At 67.7% G+C, this 18548-nt stretch carries 15 protein-coding genes; 1 reads left to right on the top strand and 14 read right to left on the bottom strand.

The window, feature by feature from the left end; genetic code table 11:
* Window positions 1–38 precede the first annotated feature (38 nt).
* The 14 genes from nuoN to O3I_RS20900 form a co-directional block, all read right to left on the bottom strand.
* Complete coding sequence (gene nuoN, locus O3I_RS20835; RefSeq protein WP_014984949.1) at window positions 39–1667, bottom strand: NADH-quinone oxidoreductase subunit NuoN; 1629 nt, start codon at window positions 1665–1667, stop codon at window positions 39–41.
* A complete protein-coding gene (locus tag O3I_RS20840) occupies window positions 1664–3280 on the bottom strand; it encodes an NADH-quinone oxidoreductase subunit M (RefSeq protein WP_014984950.1) in 1617 nt (538 codons plus the stop codon). The genes nuoN and O3I_RS20840 overlap by 4 nt, the downstream gene beginning before the upstream one ends.
* Window positions 3277–5163 (bottom strand): NADH-quinone oxidoreductase subunit L, encoded by a 1887-nt coding sequence (nuoL, locus tag O3I_RS20845; RefSeq protein ID WP_014984951.1) that lies wholly within the window; start codon window positions 5161–5163, stop codon window positions 3277–3279. The genes O3I_RS20840 and nuoL overlap by 4 nt, the downstream gene beginning before the upstream one ends.
* 1 nt (window position 5164) lies before the next feature.
* Window positions 5165–5464: an NADH-quinone oxidoreductase subunit NuoK gene (gene nuoK / locus O3I_RS20850; RefSeq protein WP_014984952.1), complete on the bottom strand. Its 300-nt coding sequence runs from the start codon at window positions 5462–5464 to the stop codon at window positions 5165–5167.
* Window positions 5461–6270 (bottom strand): NADH-quinone oxidoreductase subunit J, encoded by an 810-nt coding sequence (locus tag O3I_RS20855; protein WP_014984953.1) that lies wholly within the window; start codon window positions 6268–6270, stop codon window positions 5461–5463. The genes nuoK and O3I_RS20855 overlap by 4 nt, the downstream gene beginning before the upstream one ends.
* Window positions 6267–8102, bottom strand: coding sequence for an NADH-quinone oxidoreductase subunit NuoH (nuoH, locus tag O3I_RS20860; RefSeq protein ID WP_014984954.1), 1836 nt, complete (start codon window positions 8100–8102; stop codon window positions 6267–6269). Before nuoH ends, O3I_RS20855 begins: the two co-directional genes overlap by 4 nt.
* Window positions 8095–10605, bottom strand: coding sequence for an NADH-quinone oxidoreductase subunit G (locus tag O3I_RS20865; protein WP_014984955.1), 2511 nt, complete (start codon window positions 10603–10605; stop codon window positions 8095–8097). The genes nuoH and O3I_RS20865 overlap by 8 nt, the downstream gene beginning before the upstream one ends.
* 75 nt (window positions 10606–10680) lie before the next feature.
* Window positions 10681–11991 (bottom strand): NADH-quinone oxidoreductase subunit NuoF, encoded by a 1311-nt coding sequence (gene nuoF, locus O3I_RS20870; RefSeq protein WP_014984956.1) that lies wholly within the window; start codon window positions 11989–11991, stop codon window positions 10681–10683.
* Window position 11992: 1 nt separating this feature from the next.
* Complete coding sequence (gene nuoE, locus O3I_RS20875) at window positions 11993–12721, bottom strand: NADH-quinone oxidoreductase subunit NuoE (RefSeq protein ID WP_014984957.1); 729 nt, start codon at window positions 12719–12721, stop codon at window positions 11993–11995.
* Complete coding sequence (gene nuoD / locus O3I_RS20880) at window positions 12718–14097, bottom strand: NADH dehydrogenase (quinone) subunit D (RefSeq protein ID WP_014984958.1); 1380 nt, start codon at window positions 14095–14097, stop codon at window positions 12718–12720. The genes nuoE and nuoD overlap by 4 nt, the downstream gene beginning before the upstream one ends.
* A complete protein-coding gene (locus O3I_RS20885) occupies window positions 14097–14813 on the bottom strand; it encodes an NADH-quinone oxidoreductase subunit C (RefSeq protein ID WP_041564097.1) in 717 nt (238 codons plus the stop codon). Before O3I_RS20885 ends, nuoD begins: the two co-directional genes overlap by 1 nt.
* A 101-nt stretch (window positions 14814–14914) precedes the next feature.
* Window positions 14915–15469 carry a NuoB/complex I 20 kDa subunit family protein gene (locus O3I_RS20890; protein ID WP_014984960.1) on the bottom strand — a complete coding sequence of 185 codons (555 nt, stop codon included), beginning with the start codon at window positions 15467–15469 and terminating at the stop codon, window positions 14915–14917.
* 50 nt (window positions 15470–15519) lie between these two features.
* A complete protein-coding gene (locus tag O3I_RS20895; RefSeq protein ID WP_424769573.1) occupies window positions 15520–15888 on the bottom strand; it encodes an NADH-quinone oxidoreductase subunit A in 369 nt (122 codons plus the stop codon).
* 561 nt (window positions 15889–16449) lie between these two features.
* Entirely contained in the window at window positions 16450–16845 is a 396-nt protein-coding gene (locus O3I_RS20900) for a hypothetical protein (RefSeq protein ID WP_014984962.1), read from the bottom strand.
* Window positions 16846–17005: 160 nt separating this feature from the next.
* On the opposite strand from O3I_RS20900, the gene O3I_RS20905 reads away from it, so the two are divergent.
* The gene (locus tag O3I_RS20905; RefSeq protein ID WP_014984963.1) at window positions 17006–18547 is read left to right on the top strand and encodes a hypothetical protein; all 1542 of its coding nucleotides are present in this window, start codon (window positions 17006–17008) and stop codon (window positions 18545–18547) included.
* The last annotated feature ends 1 nt before the right edge of the window (window position 18548 follow it).

Raw genomic sequence — 18548 nt, forward strand, 5'->3', positions numbered from 1 at the left:
GCACACCTGGTGCAGGTGTGCGGCTCGGGGTGGGTCGATCAGCGGGCGAAGGTGGCGGCGCGGTCGGCGAGGTCCAGGAGGACCTGGGGGAAGATGCCGAGGATGACGGTGGCGCCGGCGCCGAAGGTGACGACGGCGGTGGTCAGGAACGGCGTCACCACGACGGGGGCGTCGGTGGGCGGGTCGGTGAAGAACATCAGGACGATCACGCGGACGTAGAAGAACGCGGCGATCGCACTGCAGATGACACCGACGATCACCAGCGGTGTCGAATCCCCGGCGGCCGCGGCTTCGAACACCGCGAACTTGCTGACGAATCCACTGGTGAGGGGCAGTCCCGCGAAGGAGAGCAGGAACAGCGCGAACACACTGGCCAACCAGGGGGAGCGCCGCCCGAGCCCGGCCCACTGACTGAGTGCGGTCGCTTCCTCGCCCGCGGCGTCGCGCACCAGGCTGACGAGCGCGAACGCACCGAGCGTGCCGAGACCGTAGGCCACCAGATAGAACAGCACCGCGGCGACGCCCTTGGTGTTGGCGGCGACCAACCCGGTGAGGATGAAACCGGCATGGGCGACAGCGGAATACGCGAGCATCCGTTTCACGTCGGTCTGGGTGATGGCCATGACCGCGCCGACCGCCATGGTGGCGATGGCGATGGCGCCGAGCACCGGTCGCCAGTCATCGCGCAGCCCGGGCACCGCGATGTGCAGCACGCGCAACAGCGCACCGACTGCGGCGATCTTGGTCGCGGCCGCCATGAACGCGGTCACCGGGGTCGGCGCGCCCTGGTACACATCGGGCACCCAGGACTGGAACGGCACCGTGCCGATCTTGAACAGCAGCCCGACGGCCAGCAACGCGACGCCGAGCAGTGCGAGCAGCGCGTTGTCCGGGTGCGCCGCGATGGCATCGGCGATCCCGGCCAGTTTCACGGTCCCGGCCTGCCCGTACAGCAGCGCGACACCGTAGAGGAAGAACGCCGAGGAGAACGCGCCGAGCAGGAAGTACTTCAGCGCCGCTTCCTGGGAGAGCAACCGCTTGCGCCGCGCGAGCCCGCACAGCAGATACAGCGGCAGCGAGAGCACCTCGAGCGCGACGAACATGGTGAGCAGGTCGTTGGCGGCCGGGAACAACAGCAGGCCGCCGACCGCGAGCAGGGTCAGTGGGAACACCTCGGTGGTCGCGATACCCGCGCGCAGCGCGACCTTTTCGCTCGCGCTGCCCGGCACCGACGAGGCCTGCGGCGTGAAAGCGTCCACGCCGCGCCCGAGGGTGGCCGCGGCCGCACTCCAGGTGCCCGGCCCACTGCGTACCTGAGTCGCCGGTCGATCGGCACCGCGCTCGGCCATGAACAGCACGCCGAGGATCGCCACCACGAGGATGGTGCCCTGCAGGAACAGCGTCACCCCGTCGACCGCGACGGCACCGCCGATGGCGGTGGCGTTCGTGCCGGCCAGCAGTATCACCGCGACCAACGCGACGATCAGCCCGGCCAGGCTCAGCAGCGCCTGGCCGCCGAATCGGAAGCGCCGCCCGGCGAACGCCTCGACCAGCACGCTGAGCACGGCCGCACCGAAGACGATCAGCATCGGCGACAGGTAGCCGTACTCGATGCTCGGCGCCGGTATCGCGGCGAGCGAGGTTCCGTGGGAGGTCAGCTGACTCATTTGTGGACACCTCCGGGCTGATCGGCTTTGCCCGCTTCAGGAATGGTCGGCGCGGGGTCGTGTTTGCCGATGGTCGTCAACGTCTGGCTCACCGCGGGATTGATGAAGTTCAGCACCGGTTTCGGATAGACGCCCAGGAACAGCAGTGCCGCGATGAGCGGCACCACCACCGCGAGTTCGCGGGGCACCAGGTCGTAGAGGCGCTCGTTGCCCTCCTTGACCGGCCCGGTCATCATCCGCTGGTAGAGCCAGAGCACGTACACCGCGGCCAGCACCAGCGCACCGGTCGCGACTACGGCCGCGAACTGGTAGCGGCTGAACGTGCCGACCAGCACCAGGAATTCACTGACGAACGGCGCCAGTCCGGGCAGCGAGAGGGTGGCCAGGCCCGCGATGAGGAACGTGCCCGCCAGCACCGGCGCCACCTTCTGCACACCGCCGAAGTCGGCGATGAGCCGGGTGCCCTTGCGCGACACCAGGAATCCGGCGATCAGGAACAGTGCCGCGGTGGAGATGCCGTGGTTGACCATGTAGAGCGTCGCCCCGGTCTGGCCCTGGCTGGTCATCGCGAAGATGCCGAGGATGATGAAGCCGAAGTGCGAGATCGAGGTGTAGGCGATCAACCGCATCACGTCGGTCTGGCCGATCGCGAGCAGCGCACCGTAGATGATGCCGATCACCGCGAGCGTGATCACCAGTGGCGCATAGGTGTCCGAGGCGCTGGGGAACAGCATCAGGCAGTAGCGCAGCATGCCGAAGGTGCCGACCTTGTCGACCACCGCCATCATCAGCACCGCACTCGACGGTGTCGCGGCGACGGCGGCGTCGGGCAGCCAGGTGTGCAGCGGCCACAGCGGCGCCTTCACCGCGAACGCGAACATGAACCCGAGGAACAGCGCGTTGAGCACCGCCGGCGCCGCGCCGAGCTGTCCGGAGTTCGCGGCGGCCACCACGACGCGGAAGTCGAAGGTGCCCGAGCCGCCCTCGCCGAGCCCGTCCCGCGCGGTGACCACGTACAACCCGATCACCGCGGCCAGCATGATCAGGCCGCCGAACAGGTTGTACAGCAGGAACTTCACCGCGGCGCGCGAACGCTGCTGTCGCAGCTGCGCGTCGGCCGATCGGGGGCCGAAGCCGCCGATCAGGAAGTACATCGGGATGAGCATCGCCTCGAAGAACACGTAGAACAGCAGAATGTCCAGCGAGACAAAGGAAATCAGCACCATCGCCTCGACCACCAGGGTCAGTGCGACGTAGGTGTGCGCGACCCGGCGGCCGCTGCCGACCTCACGGTCGTCGCGCCAGCCCGCCAGGATCAGCAGCGGCACCAAGGCCGTGGTGAGCAGCACGAGGACCAGTGCGATGCCGTCGAGTCCGACGGTGTAGCCCGCGCCGAACGCCGGGATCCACTCGTGGTCCTCGACGAACTGGTATTGCGCCCCACCGGGATCGAAGCGCACGGCGAGCACCACCGCGAGGATCAGCACCGCCACCGACACACTCAACGCGAGTATCCGCGCGAACAGCCGCTGCCCGGCGGGCAGCATCAGCACCACCACCGCGCCGAGTGCGGGCGCCAACCACAGAATGGTCAACCAGGGAAAGTCCGTCACCACAACCTCACCGCCAGCAGGGCAGCAGCCACCAGGGCCGCGCCGGTGAACATGGACAGGGCATAGGAACGCACGAACCCGGACTGCACCCGGCGGATGCGTGCGGACAGCCCGCCGATCAAAGCCGCTGTGCCGTTGACGATTCCGTCGATGCCCCGGTTGTCGAGGAAGACCAGCGCGCGGGTCAGGTAGCCGCCCGGCCGCATGAAGGCGGCCTCGTTGAGCGCGTCACCGTAGAGGTCCTTGCGGGCCGCGACGGTCAGCGCGGACACGGCCTGCGGTGCGGTCTCGGGGATGGTGCGCTGCGCGTACTGGTAGTAGGCGAAGCCCACGCCGGCGGCGACCACGACGAGCGCGAGTGCGGTCACGACGGCCGCCGGGACGGTCTCCTCGCCGTGGTGGGCGCCCACCACCGGTTCGAGCCAGTTCTGCAGCGCGGAACCGAAGACGAACAGCGCGCCGGCGGCGACCGAGCCGAAGGCCAGCAGCACCATCGGTCCGGTCATGACGGCGGGTGATTCGTGCGGGTGGGTGTCGGGTTTCCAGCGTCGTTCGCCGAAGAACGTCATGAGCATCACCCGCGTCATGTAGAACGCGGTGAGGCCCGCGCCGAGCAGGGTCACCGTGCCGAGCACCACACCGCTGGTGCCGCCCTGGTTGAACGCCACCTCGATGATCTTGTCCTTGGAGAAGAACCCGGCGAACGGCGGCACTCCGATGATCGCCAGATAGCCCAGCCCGAAGGTGATGTAGGTGACCGGCAGCAATGTGCGCAGGCCGCCGTAGCGGCGCATATCGGTTTCGTCGTCCATCGCGTGCATCACCGAACCGGCGCCGAGGAACAGCCCCGCCTTGAAGAAGCCGTGCGTGAGCAGATGCATGATGGCGAACGCGTAACCGGCCGGCCCGAGCCCCGCGGCCAGCATCATGTAGCCGATCTGGCTCATGGTGGACGCGGCGAGCGCCTTCTTGATGTCGTCCTTGGCGCAGCCGATGATCGCACCGAACAGCAGGGTCACCGCGCCGACGAGGACCACGCCGAGCCGCGCGTCCGGCGACAGGTCGAAGATCGGACCGGAACGGGTGATCAGGTAGACACCGGCCGTCACCATGGTCGCCGCGTGGATGAGCGCGGACACCGGGGTCGGGCCCTCCATCGCGTCACCGAGCCAGGACTGCAGCGGCACCTGCGCGGACTTACCGCACGCGGCGAGCAGCAGCAGCAACCCGATCGCGGTGAGTGTGCCTTCCCCGGCCTGCGGCGCCCCGGCGAACACGGTGCCGAAGTCGATCGAGCCGAAGGTCGCGAACATCACGAACATGGCGATCGCCAACCCCATGTCGCCGACCCGGTTGACGACGAACGCCTTCTTGGCCGCCGTTGCCGCCGAAGGCTTTTCGTGCCAGAACCCGATCAGCAGGTAGGACGCCAGGCCCACACCCTCCCAGCCGAGATAGAGCACCAGGTAGTTGTTCGCCAGCACCAGCAGCAGCATGGCCGCGAGGAACAGGTTGAGGTAGGCGAAGAACCGGCGTCGCCCCGGATCGTCGGCCATGTAACCGATGGAGTAGATGTGGATCAGCGAGCCGACGCCGGTGATCAGCAACGCGAAACACATCGAGAGCTGATCGAGTTGCAAGCCGAAGTCGACCTGCAGTCCCGCCACCGGCGCCCATTGGAACAGGTCGGTGTGTACCGCGCGCTGGTCACCGTCGCGACCCAGCATGCCGAAGAACGCGATGCCCGCGACCACGAACGACCCGAGCGCCATCGCGGTGCCGAGCAGGTGCCCCCATTTGTCGCTGAGCCGTCCGCTCAGCAGCAGGACGACGGCGCCGGCGAGCGGCAGTGCTGGCAGCAGCCAGAGTGCTGTCGTGTCCATGTCAGAACTTCAGCAGGTTGGCGGCGTCGACAGAGGTCGAGCGGCGGGCACGGAAGATGGTCATGATGATGGCCAGGCCGACCACGACCTCGGCCGCCGCGACCACCATGGTGAAGAACGCGAACACCTGCCCGTCCAGGTTCGAGTGCAATCGGGCGAAGGTGACGAACGCGAGGTTCACCGCGTTGAGCATCAGTTCGATGCACATGAACACCACGATGGCGTTGCGCCGCAACAGCACTCCCGCCGCGCCGATGGTGAACAGCAGGGCCGACAGGAACAGGTAGTTCTCCGGATTCACCGCTTGCCTTCCTCGTCGCTCGGGGTCTCGGCGCCGACCGAGATGACTGCCGCCTCGGTCAACGCCCGGGTGCGGCGGTGCCGCAGGATGGTGCTGACCGAGAGTTCCTCGAAGGAGCCGTCGGGCAGCCGGGCCGGGATGTCGACCGCGTTGTGCCTGGCGTACACGCCGGGGGTGGGCAGCGGGGTGGCCCGGTGCCCGGCTTCGCGGAAGCGGCGGATCGACATCTCCCGCTGCCCGATCCGCGGCCCGAACTGTTCGCGGTGCGCCAGCACCATCGCGCCGATGGTGGCCGTGATGAGCAGCGCGCCGGTGAGTTCGAACGCCCACACGTAGCGGACGAAGATGAGCTCGGCCAGTTCGCCGATCACGTCGCGCCCGGCGAAACCGGTGGCCGGGAAGGTGATTCCGGAGTCGCGGATACCGCGGGCGATACCGCTGATCAGCAGCAGCCCGAACCCGAGACCCACCGCGGCCGCTGCGAGCTGCTGGCCGCGCAGATTCTCCTTCAGCGATTCCGCGGAGTCGACGCCGACCAGCATGAGCACGAACAGGAACAGCATCATGACCGCGCCGGTGTACACCACGATCTGCACCACGCCGAGGAACAGCGCGTCCTGCGCCATGTAGAACACGGCCAGGATCACCATCGTCGCGGCCAGGCAGATCGCGGAGTGCACCGCCTTGCGGGCGAACACCATGCCCAGCGCACCGACGGTGGCCAGCGGGGCGAGCACCCAGAAGTTCACCGCCTCGCCGGTGGAGGTGCGGGTGAGTGGCTCTGCGGCAAGGATGAATTCGTTCACCGCGCCCCTCCTTCCACGCCCGCGACGGCGGGCTGCTTCGGACTGTCGGAGCCGTCGACCGCGTGCGCCCCATTGGTTTCCGACGCGTTGCCCGGCACGTTGCCCCGGTAGTAGTCGCCCTCGTCGGTGCCCGGGTACATCGCGTGCGGCGGCGCGGTCATGCCGGGCTGCAGCGGTGCGAGCAGGCGGTCCTTCTCGTAGATGAGGTCGGCGCGGTTGTCGTCGGTCATCTCGTAGTCGTTGGTCATGGTCAGCGCGCGGGTGGGGCACGCCTCGATGCACAGACCGCAGCCGATGCAGCGCAGGTAGTTGATCTGATAGACCTGCCCGTACCGTTCCCCGGGCGAGAAGCGGGCCGTCTCGGTGTTGTCCGCGCCCTCGACGAAGATCGCGTCGGCGGGGCAGGCCCAGGCGCACAGCTCGCAGCCGATGCACTTCTCCAGTCCGTCCGGGTGCCGGTTGAGCTGGTGTCGCCCGTGATAGCGCGGCGCCGTCGGGACCTTCTGTTCCGGATAGAACTCGGTGTTGGGCTTCTTGAACATGGTCGCCGCGGTGACCGCGAACCCAGCCAGCGGATCGAGCAGGCCGGCCTTGGCGGGTTCACGCGGCCGTTCGGGCAGCGGCGGTGTCGGGAAGCCCAGGAACACAGCCGAATCCGGCGCGGGCACAGCGGGTTCCGGCTCGACCGGCGGCGCCGCGCCGCCGCGGCGACCCGCCCGCAGGAACAGGCCGATCATCAGCCCGGAGAGCAGTAGTCCGCCGATCACCAGGAACGGTGTCTGCACCTCGTAGCCCTCGGCTTGCAGCACGCGGGCGGTTGCGACCAGCATCACCCACAGCAGCGAGGTCGGGATCAGCAGCTTCCAGCCCAGGTTCATGAACTGGTCGTAACGCAGGCGGGGCAGGGTGCCGCGCAGCCAGATGAACACGAACAGGAACATCCACACCTTGGCGGTGAACCACAGCACCGGCCACCAGCCGCTGTTCGCGCCGTCCCACATGTTCAGCGGCCACGGCGCGTGCCAGCCACCCAGGAACAGGGTGGTCGCGAGCGCGGAAACCGTTGCCATGTTGATGTATTCGGCCATCATGAACATGGCGAACTTCAGCGAGGAGTACTCGGTGTGGAAGCCGCCGACGAGTTCGCCTTCGGCCTCGGGCAGGTCGAACGGCGCCCGGTTGGTCTCGCCGACCATGGACACGCAGTAGATGAGGAACGAGGGCAGCAGCAGGAAGACATACCAGGTGCCCTCCTGCGCCTCGACGATGCCGGAGGTGGCCATGGTGCCGCCGAGCAGGAACACGGTGGCGAAGCACAGCGCCATCGCGATCTCGTAGGAGATCACCTGCGCGGTCGAGCGCAGCCCGCCGAGCAGCGGATAGGTGGAGCCCGACGACCAGCCGGCGAGCACGATCCCGTACACCCCGATCGAGGTGATCGCCAGGATGTAGAGCACCGCCACCGGCAGGTCGGTCAGCTGCAGGGCGGTGCGGTGCCCGAGCACCGACACCTCGGGCCCGAACGGGATCACCGCGAACGCCATCACCGACGGGATCAGCGAAATGACCGGCGCCAGAATGTAGATCGGCTTGTCCACGATCGCCGGGATGATGTCTTCCTTGAGCGCCATCTTCACGCCGTCGGCGATACTCTGCAACATCCCGTACGGCCCGATCCGGTTCGGGCCGATGCGCATCTGCATGCGCGCCACGATCTTTCGCTCCGCGACGACCGCGATCATCGGAGTGAGCAGCAGGAAGACGAAGATGGCGAGGGACTTCGCGATCACCAGCCACAACGGATCGTGGCCGAAAAGACTGAGGTCACTCATGCCGGTGCTCCTTCATCCGCTCGTCGGCGCGTCGCAGGGTGACGATGCCGCCGGGCTGGGTGGCCAACTGTTCGGCGATCGCGCTGCCGGGGGAGTGTTGCGGTACCCAGACCACCCGGTCGGGCAGGTCGCTGATCATCAGGGGCAGCGTGATGCTGCCGTGTGCGCTGGCGACGGTCACCAGATCGTCGGTGACCGCGCCGATTTCGGCGGCGGTGGTGGCGGACAGCCGGGCCACCGCCGGGCGGGCGATGCCCGCAAGGTCGGGTTCGCCGTCCTGCATCCGGCCGTCGTCGAGCAGCATCCGCCAGCTGGCCAGTACCGCGGTGCCCGCGGCCGGCTGGGTGAGCGGGTGCGGCCGATGCGCGGGCGCGGCGACCGGTGCGCCGTCCCATACGCCGAGTTCGGCGAGTTCGGCACGCGCGGCGTCGGTGTCGGGCAGGTCGAGCACGACCTTCATCTCCTCCGCGATGGCTTGCAGCACCCGCTGATCCGACAGCGGCGCGGACTGGCGGCGCACCATGTCGTCGCCGAGTGCCGCCGCGAACGGACGCGCTCTGCCCTCCCAGGTGAGGAAGGTGCCGGCCTTCTCCATCGCGGTGGCCACCGGGAAGACCACGTCGGCGCGCTCGGTCACCGAGCTGTGCCGCTGTTCCAGGCTGACCACGAACCGGGCCGCGTCGATGGCGGCGAGGGCGCCGTCCGGGTCCGGTAGATCGGTGACGTCCACGCCGCCGATCACCAAGGCGCCGAGACCGGGCGCGGCCTCCAGGATCGCCGCCGTGTCCCGGCCGGGCGCGGACGGCAGGTCCGCCACGTTCCAGACGGCCCGAACCTGTTGCCGGGCAAGCGGATCGACAACCGGCCGGCCGCCGGGCAGCAGGCCGGGCAGCGCACCCGACTCCACCGCGCCGCGTTCGCCGGCCCGCCGCGGCACCCAGGCCAGCGCGGCCCCGGTCTCGTCGGCGAGACGAACCGCGGCCGAGAGCCCACCGGCGATGCCTGCCATCCGCTCGCCGACCATGATCACCGCGCCGGGTATGCGCAACAACCGTGCGAGGTCCGCGAGCTGCCCGGGATCGGTTCCCGGCGTGCCGTTTTCGCCGCCGCGCACGGCGTCGAGCAGATGGGGTTCGGCCCCGGGCATCGCGCGCACCAGCTTGCCCGCCATCCGCTCCAAGCCGCGGGAAGCGAACGGGGCCAGCGAATAGATCGGCAGGCGGCGGCGCCGCGCGGCTTTGCGCAACCGCAGATAGACGATCGGCGACTCTTCCTCGGGTTCGAATCCGACGAGCAGCACGACCGGGGCGGTCTCGAGATCGTCGTATCCGACCGTCATGCCCTGCCCGGCGACGCGAGCGGCGAGGAAGTCCGCCTCCTCCGCCGAGTGGGCCCGGGCCCGGAAGTCGATATCGTTGGTGCCCAGCGCGATTCGGGCGAACTTGGCGTAAGCGTAGGCGTCCTCCTGGGTGACCCGGCCGCCGACCAGCACGCCCGCGCTGCCGTGCGCGGCGGCCAAACCTTCCGCGGCCGCGGCCAGCGCCTCGGACCACGAGGCGGGGGCCAGATTGCCGTCCCAGCCGCGGACCAGCGGGGTGGTGAGGCGGTCGCGTTCGGTGGCGTAGGCGAAGGCCCAGCGACCCTTGTCGCAGTTCCATTCCTCGTTGACCTGCGGATCGTCCCCGGCCAGGCGGCGCAGCACCTTGCCGCGCCGGTGGTCGGTGCGCTGGGCGCAGCCGGAGGCGCAGTGCTCGCACACATTCGGGCTCGACACCAGATCGAAGGGCCGGGCCCGGAACCGGTAGCTGGTGCCGGTGAGCGCGCCGACCGGGCAGATCTGCACGGTGTTGCCGGAGAAGTAGGAATCCAACGGTTCGGCCTGCGCGGTGCCGACCTGTTGCAGCGCACCGCGTTCCAGCAGTTCGATGAACGGGTCACCGGCCACCTGCTGGGAGAACCGCGTGCACCGCGCGCACAGCACGCACCGTTCCCGATCCAGCAGCACCGCGCTGGACAGCGGAATCGGCTTGGGATACGTACGCTTCTCGCCTTCGAAACGGCTCTCGGCGCGGCCGGTGGACATCGCCTGGTTCTGCAGCGGGCACTCACCGCCCTTGTCGCAGACGGGGCAGTCGAGCGGATGGTTGATGAGCAGCAGCTCCATCACGCCCTCCTGCGCCTTGTCCGCGACCGGCGAGGTGAGCTGGGTACGTACCACCATGCCGTCGGTGACGGTCATGGTGCAGGAGGCGACCGGTTTGCGCTGGCCCTCGACCTCGACGATGCACTGACGGCAGGCGCCGACCGGATCGAGCAGCGGGTGATCGCAGAAGCGCGGGATCTGGATGCCGATCAGCTCGGCGGCCCGGATCACCAGGGTGCCCGCGGGCACGCTCACCGTCGCGTCGTCGATGGTGACCGACACCAGATCCGCGGGCACAGCCGCGGGTGCGCTCTTGTCCTCGGCTGCGGGCGCACCCGTCGTCCGGCCGCTGCCCCGCATCGAATCACTTTGTGATGCAGGCCCACCCGCCGCCCGGCCACCACCCCGCATCGAATCACTCTGTGATGCAGTCATTTATGCCTCCTTTGCCCAGGCGGTGGACCGCGCCGGGTCGAACGGGCAACCGCCGAGCCGCAGATGGTCGACGTATTCGTCGCGGAAGTACTTCAGCGACGAGATGATCGGGCTGGCCGCGCCGTCGCCGAGCGCGCAGAACGACTTGCCGTTGATGGTGTCGCTGATGTCGAGCAGCTTGTCCAGGTCGGCCTCGGTGCCGCGGCCCTGTTCGATCCGTTCGAGCAGTTGCACCAGCCAGTAGGTTCCCTCGCGGCACGGGGTGCATTTGCCGCAGGATTCGTGCGCGTAGAACTCGGTCCAGCGCAGCACCGCGCGCACGACGCAGGTGGTCTCGTCGAAGATCTGTAATGCCTTGGTGCCCAACATGGATCCGGCGGTGGCGACACCCTCGTAGTCCAGTGGCACGTCGAGGTGGGCGGCGGTGAACAGTGGCGTGGACGACCCGCCGGGCGTCCAGAACTTCACCTTGTGGCCGTGGCGGACACCGCCGGCGTAGCCGAGCAATTCGCGCAGCGTGACGCCCAGCGGCGCCTCGTACTGCCCGGGGCGATGCACGTGACCCGACAGCGAGTAGAGCGTGAAGCCCGGCGATTTCTCGGTGCCCATCGCGCGGAACCACTCGGTGCCGTGCAGGATGATCGAGGGCACGCTGGCAATGGATTCGACGTTGTTCACCACGGTCGGGCAGGCGTACAGCCCGGCGACGGCGGGGAACGGCGGCCGCAATCGAGGCTGGCCGCGGCGGCCTTCGAGCGAGTCGAGCAGCGCGGTTTCCTCACCGCAGATATAGGCGCCCGCGCCCGCGTGCACGATGAGTTCGAGGTCGTAGCCGGAACCGAGGATGTTGGTGCCGAGAAAGCCTGCCTCGTAGGCCTGCGCGACGGCGGCTTGCAGGCGGCGCAGCACCGGGACCACTTCGCCGCGCACATAGATGAACGCGTGGGCGGCGCGGATGGCATAGGCGGCGATGACGACGCCCTCGATCAGCACGTGCGGACTCGACAGCATCAGCGGAATGTCTTTGCACGTACCGGGTTCCGACTCGTCGGCGTTGACCACCAGATAGTGCGGTTTGGTGACGCCGTCGGGGCCCGGGCCCTGCGGGATGAAGCTCCACTTCATGCCGGTGGGAAAGCCCGCGCCGCCGCGGCCGCGCAGCCCGGCGTCCTTGACGGTCTGGATGACGTTGTCCGGCTGCATCGCCAGCGCCTTGCGCAGCGCCTGGTAGCCGTCGTGGCGGCGATAGGTGTCCATCGTCCAGGACTGCGGGTCGTCCCAGTACCGGGTGAGTACGGGGGTCAACGTCATGTCAGGCCTCCGAATCCTGTGGCAGTACCGAGGTTTGCGCGGGATCGGGGGCCGTCATGCGCTGCTCCCGCGCGACTTCCAGTCCGGCCAGGGTGGCCGGCCCCGCCGCGCCGTCGAGCACGCCGGGCCGTTCGTCCGGGAAGCCGGCGAGGATGCGCGCGGTTTCCTTGAACGTGCACAGCGGCGCGCCCCGGGTCGGCGTCACCTGCTGCCCCGCGCGCAGCGCGTCGACGAGGGCTTGCGCCGATTCGGGTGTCTGGTTGTCGAAGAACTCCCAGTTGATCATGATCACCGGGGCGAAATCGCAGGCCGCGTTGCATTCGACGTGCTCGAGGGTGATCTTGCCGTCCGCGGTGGTGTCGCCGTGCGCGATGCCCAGATGCCGTTCGAGCGCGGTGAGGATGGCGTCACCGCCCATCACCGCGCACAGCGTGTTGGTGCACACGCCGACGTGGTAGTCGCCGGTCGGGGTGCGCCGGTACATCGAATAGAAGGTGGCGACGGCGGTGACCTCGGCGCCGGTCAAACCCAATTGGTCGGCACAGAAGTCGATGCCGGTGCCGGTGACGCAGCCCTCCTCGGCCTGCACCAGGTGCAGCAGCGGCAGCAGGGCCGAGCGTGGCTCCGGATAGCGGGCGATGATCTGCTTGGCGTCGAGTTCGAGCCGCTCCCGGATGAACGGCTGGAACGGTTCGGGCCGCGTGCTGAGCTTCAACAAGATTTCCGTCATCGGTCTACTCCGCCCATCACGGGGTCGATGCTGGCGACCGACGCGATGACGTCGGCGACCATGCCGCCCTCACACGTCGCCGCCACCGCTTGCAAATTGGTGAACGAGGGGTCGCGGTAGTGCACCCGGAACGGCCGGGTGCCGCCGTCGCTGACCATGTGCACGCCGAGTTCGCCGCGGGGCGATTCGACGGCGGTGTACACCTGACCCGCCGGCACCCGGATGCCCTCGGTGACCAGCTTGAAATGGTGGATCAGGCCCTCCATCGAGCTGCCCATGATCTTGCTGATGTGCTTGGGGGAGTTGCCGAGTCCGTCCGGGCCGATCTGCAGATCGGCGGGCCAGGCGATCTTCTTGTCGTCCACCATCACCGGGCCGGGCCGCAGCTTGTCCAGGCACTGCTCGACGATCTTGAGCGACTCCTTCATCTCGTCCACCCGGATCACGTAGCGGCCGTAGCAGTCACAGCCCGTGGTGGTGGGGATGTCGAATTCGTAGTTCTCGTACCCGCAGTAGGGCTGGGCTTTGCGCAGGTCGTGCGGCAGGCCGGTGGCGCGCAGCACCGGGCCGGTGATCCCCAGCGCCATGCAGCCCTGCAGATCGAGGTAGCCGATGTCCTGGGTGCGGGCCTTCCAGATGGGGTTGGCGGTGAGCAGCTGCTCCATGTCACGCAACCGTTTCGGCATGAGCGCCAGCAGTTCCCGGACCTTGGTCACGCCGTCGTCGGGCAGATCCTGGGCCAGGCCGCCGGGCCGGATGTAGGCGTGGTTCATCCGCAAGCCGGTGATCGTCTCGAAGACGTCGAGGATCAGCTCGCGCTCCCGGAATCCGAACAGCATCGGGGTCAGCGCGCCCAGTTCCATGCCGCCGGTGGCCAGCGCCACCAGGTGCGAGGAGATGCGGTTCAGCTCCATCAGCATGACGCGAATGATGTTGACCCGCTCCGGGATCGCGTCGGTGATGTCGAGCAGCTTCTCCACTCCGAGGCAGTACGCGGTCTCGTTGAAGAACGGGGACAGGTAGTCCATCCGGGTGACGAAGGTGACGCCCTGGGTCCAGTTGCGGAATTCCAGGTTCTTCTCGATACCGGTGTGCAGATAGCCGATGCCGCAGCGCGCCTCGGTGACGGTTTCGCCCTCGATCTCCAGGATCAGGCGCAGCACGCCGTGCGTGGACGGATGCTGCGGGCCCATGTTGACGACGATGCGTTCCTCGCCGGCGCCGCGCAGCGAGTCGGCGACCTCTTCCCAGTCCTGTCCGGCGACGGTGACCACGGTGGGTTCGGGTCCGGCGGCGCGGGGTTCGATCTCGGTCTCGTGCGCCTCACCCGTCACCGGGCCGCCACTGCGCACGGAATCGTTGTGCGATGCAGTCATCAGTTGTACGCCCTCCGCTCGTCGGGCGGCGGTATCCGCGCGCCCTTGTACTCGACCGGGATCCCGCCGAGCGGGTAGTCCTTGCGCTGGGGATGACCGCGCCAGTCGTCGGGCATCAGGATTCGAGTGAGCGAGGGGTGCCCGTCGAAGAGGATGCCGAAGAAGTCGTAGGTTTCCCGCTCGTGCCAGTCGGTGGTCGGATACACGTCGTACAGCGACGGGATGTGCGGGTCGGCGTCCGGCGCAGCCACTTCCACGCGCAGGCGCCGGTTGTGCGTGATCGACATGAGCGGGTACACGGCGTGCAGTTCGCGGTCGGCGTCGTCCGGATAGTGCACCCCGCTGACGCCGAGGCACAGCTCGAAACGCAGTGCGGCCGTGTCGCGTAACGCGCGCGCGACGGCGACGAGGTGTTCGCGCCGCACGTGCAGGGTGAGTTCGCCGCGGAAGACGACGACCTTCTCCAGCGCCGTCTCCAGCCGCAGGCCGCCCTGATCGAGCGCGGTGCGCAGCGCGTCGACGATCTCGTCGAAGTAGCCGCCGTAGGGCTGGGGCGAACTGCCCGGCAGGCTGACCGGGCGGACGAGCCCGCCGTAGCCGGAGGTGTCGCCGCTGCCGCGCACGCCGAACATGCCGTGCCGGGTGCCGATCACCTCGTCGGGTTGTTCCGGGATCGGCCGCGTGCCTTCCGGGCCCGCCGTCGCGGCGGCATCGATCTCGTCGTGCGCCGCGGTGGTGGTGTTGTCGTCGGGGGAGTCGAACGGCCCGCCCGCCACCCGGCCACCACCCCTCATCGAGTCGCTTTGCGACGCTGAGCTCATCGCAGCAGCCCCTCCATCCGAATGGTGGGTGTCGAAGCCAGGGCCGCCTGCTCGGCGGCACGCACGGCCTCCTCCCGGTTGACCCCGAGCGGCATTTCCTGGATCTTGGCGTGCAGCGTCAGGATCGCGTTCAACAGCATCTCCGGCCGCGGTGGGCAGCCGGGCAGGTAGATGTCGACCGGTACCACGTGATCGACGCCCTGCACGATGGCGTAGTTGTTGAACATTCCGCCCGATGACGCGCAAACCCCCATGGCGAGAACCCATTTCGGTTCGGTCATCTGGTCGTAGACCTGTCGCAGCACCGGCGCCATCTTGTTGCTGACCCGGCCCGCGACGATCATCAGATCGGCCTGCCGCGGCGAGGCGCGGAACGCCTCCATACCGAAGCGGGCAATGTCGAAACGGCCTGCGCCCGTGGCCATCATCTCGATGGCGCAGCAGGCCAGACCGAAGGTGGCGGGCCACAGTGAGCCCTTACGCAGATATCCGGCGAAATCTTCGACCGTGCTCAGCAGAAAGCCGCTGGGCAGTTTTTCCTCGAGTCCCATATCCGACTAACCTTCACTTCCACTCGTCGCCCGAACACGCTGTGCGGCAGTCAGTCCCAACTGAGTCCGCCGCGCCGCCATTCGTAGGCGTAGGCCACGGACACGTTGAAGATGAACAGCGCCATCGCGGCGAGACCGAAGAGACCGAGTGCATCGAAGTGGACTGCCCACGGGTAGAGGAACACGATCTCGATGTCGAAGATGATGAACAGCATGGCGGTGAGGTAGTACTTCACCGGAAAGCGTTGGCCCGTCACGTTTCCCGGGCCGCCGGCCACGGCGTGCGGGGTCGGTTCGATACCGCACTCGTAGGCCTCGAGTTTGGCCCGGTTGTACCGCTTCGGGCCGACGAGGGCCGCCATGACGATGGTGAACACCGCGAACGCCGCAGCGACCGCGCCTAGTACAAGAGTCGGCATTTCGATATTCACGACTGCCCTCTCCCTTGGTGTGAGCCGGCCCCTTCCTGGTGGGCTGGAGCCTGCGGGTGGGCCGTCCGTTAGCCGGACGGCAGCTTCCGAGGCGGGCTGACGTCGTTGTCCGCCTCGGCCAGACTCGCCCCATGGCCAGCTCGGCGCGGGGTGATGGCTGTGCCCGCGCACCTGTGAGCTAGGGCACAGCCTACAACCGATATGTCTGGGTGCCGCAGCTTTGACTGCTGCGTTTGATCTAATTCGTGACGCGGATTCATGACTGAAACGGTGGTAATCGCAAGGCCTGTCACGTGACGTTGGTCGACCGGTCAGTCGGTGTCGCGAAAAACCGCTCCTCGGAGCATGTTTCGGGTGGTGGCCAGGCTTTTGCTCTTAGGTGAGCCTCACCCCAACATCCATCACTCCGCCCGACCTGGACGGGAGGCCGATAAGCGACGTCGGCGATAAGTCCGCAACCGGGAGTCGTCTTACGCAGCGGCAGGCCGGTTTTCGATTAATGCAGGCTATGCATCAATGCTCGCACTGAAAGTGGTACGGGAGAACCGCTCAGGCTGCCGAACGGTTGCGCAGCAGCCCGACCACGGCCTCGGTGAGCCGGATCGGATCGATCGGATGCGAGACCGCCGCCTCGGCGCGCGACCAATTGGCCAGCCAGGCATCGTCGGGGCGGCCGGTGAGCACGAGCACCGGTGGGCAGTGCTCGATTTCGTCCTTGAGTTGCTTGGCGATACCCAGCCCGCCGGTCGGGGCGGACTCGCCGTCGAGGATGACGAGATCGATGCCGCCGGCGTCCATGTGCTGGATCACCACGGGGCCGGTGGCCACTTCGAGGTAGTCCAACGCCGGTAGCTCCGGATGCGGCCGTTTACCCAACGCCAGGATCACCTGGCGCCGCGTATCGGCGTCGTTGCTGTACACGAGGACCCGCAGTGAGTCGGCCACGACCGCATGCTACTTCCGCCGAGCCCACCCCCGTGGCATCTTCGATCAGATCCGGGGTTTCTCGCGCGTCGTACAGCCCGCACCGCGCGTCGCCGGGAGTGCTTGCGCCCGCAGGGTAATCGCAAGTTGTCCATAAGAATCGGCCGGTAGCATCCCCGCAATGCGGGGCGATCTCACACAGGTCCTCGTCGATACCGACGTGTGGACCGATGACATGCTGAACAGTGCCGGGATACCGGTGATCGATGTGCCGTTCGTGACGATCGGCAGTGGGATCGGCTCGTTCGTCACCTACGACACGCTGCGCATCTTCGGGGTGCCCGCACAGGCGATGGCCGTGCTCGGGCCGCAGCAACATCCGTGGTCCTCCTACGAATATCTCACCCGGGTCTCGCAGATTCCGCGCGGCGAGCGACTGCGCAGCGATTCCGCGTCCGAGCCGGACAACATGTGGGGCTTTCCCTCGTACGCGGTGCGTGAGGCGATCGCGGACAAGTCGATCAAGCCGCTGTGGAATGTGTTCGTGGAGCCCATCTTCGCGAACTATTACACGCCGCGGGCCGGGCAGGCGTTCGTGGGGATGGAACGCGAATTCCATCGCATCGGGTACGCGAGTTCGTTGCATCGCGGGCATGTTCGCATGGTGCGCAAACGGCACGGCGGGGGCTATTTCACGATCCTGACCCCGCCCGCGGATTCCACGCCGACCAAGCGGATCGCGTTCCGCAGCACCTATGTGCATGTGGCCGTGGGATATCCCGGGCTCAAGCTGCTGCCCGATCTCCAGGAATATCGCGAGACCCATCGCGATCCCACCCGCGTGGTCAACGCCTACGAGCCGCACGAGCACGTCTACCAGGCGTTGCAGCGCAGACCGGGGACAGTGATGATCCGCGGGAGCGGGATCGTCGCGAGCCGGGTATTGCAGCGGCTCATCGACGATCGCGACCGGCTCCAGCTGAATACGCAGATCCTGCATCTGTTCCGGACCTACGTCGCCAAAGCGCACGGCAAGAATGTGTTCAACCGGCGACCCGGCTCGCACGGCTGGGCGTATCAAGGGTTCAACTATCCGAAATCGGTGTGGGGCGGACAGCTCAAACAGAAGATCCGCAACCTGCAAGGCGAACAACGAGCCGAGGCCTACAAGGAGATCTCGGGAACCAACACCCCGATCCGGAATTCGTGGCAGAAACAGCTGCGGCGCGGCCGGGCCGAAGGGTGGTATCAGGTAATGGCCGGGACCATGCGCGCGCCGCGGCCCGCCGCAGGACGTCAGGGTGTGGTCGCGACGATCATGCCGGACGTGACTGCCGAATTGCCGGTGCCACCGCCGACCCAGCCGTTCGACACGACGGTCGATTACATCATCGACTGCACCGGACTCGAAGCCGATATCCGGGAACATCGCCTGCTCGCCGATCTGCTCGATCACACCGGGGCCGGGCGTAATCCGGTCGGGCGGTTGGACGTCGACACCACCTTCGAATTGATCGGCACCCGAAGTGGCACCGGACGCATCTATGCATCCGGTAGCGCGACACTGGGCGGGCCGTTCATCGGCGTCGACACGTTCCTCGGGTTGCAGATCGCCGCGCAGGAGATCGCCGACGATCTTGCGGCGCTGGGGTTCTGCCGCCGGATGGGTCCGCTGCGCTCGACGAGCCAGTGGTGGTCATGGGTTACGAACAAGAAGATCTGAG

This window comes from Nocardia brasiliensis ATCC 700358, from assembly GCF_000250675.2.
Lineage (GTDB): Bacteria > Actinomycetota > Actinomycetes > Mycobacteriales > Mycobacteriaceae > Nocardia > Nocardia brasiliensis_B.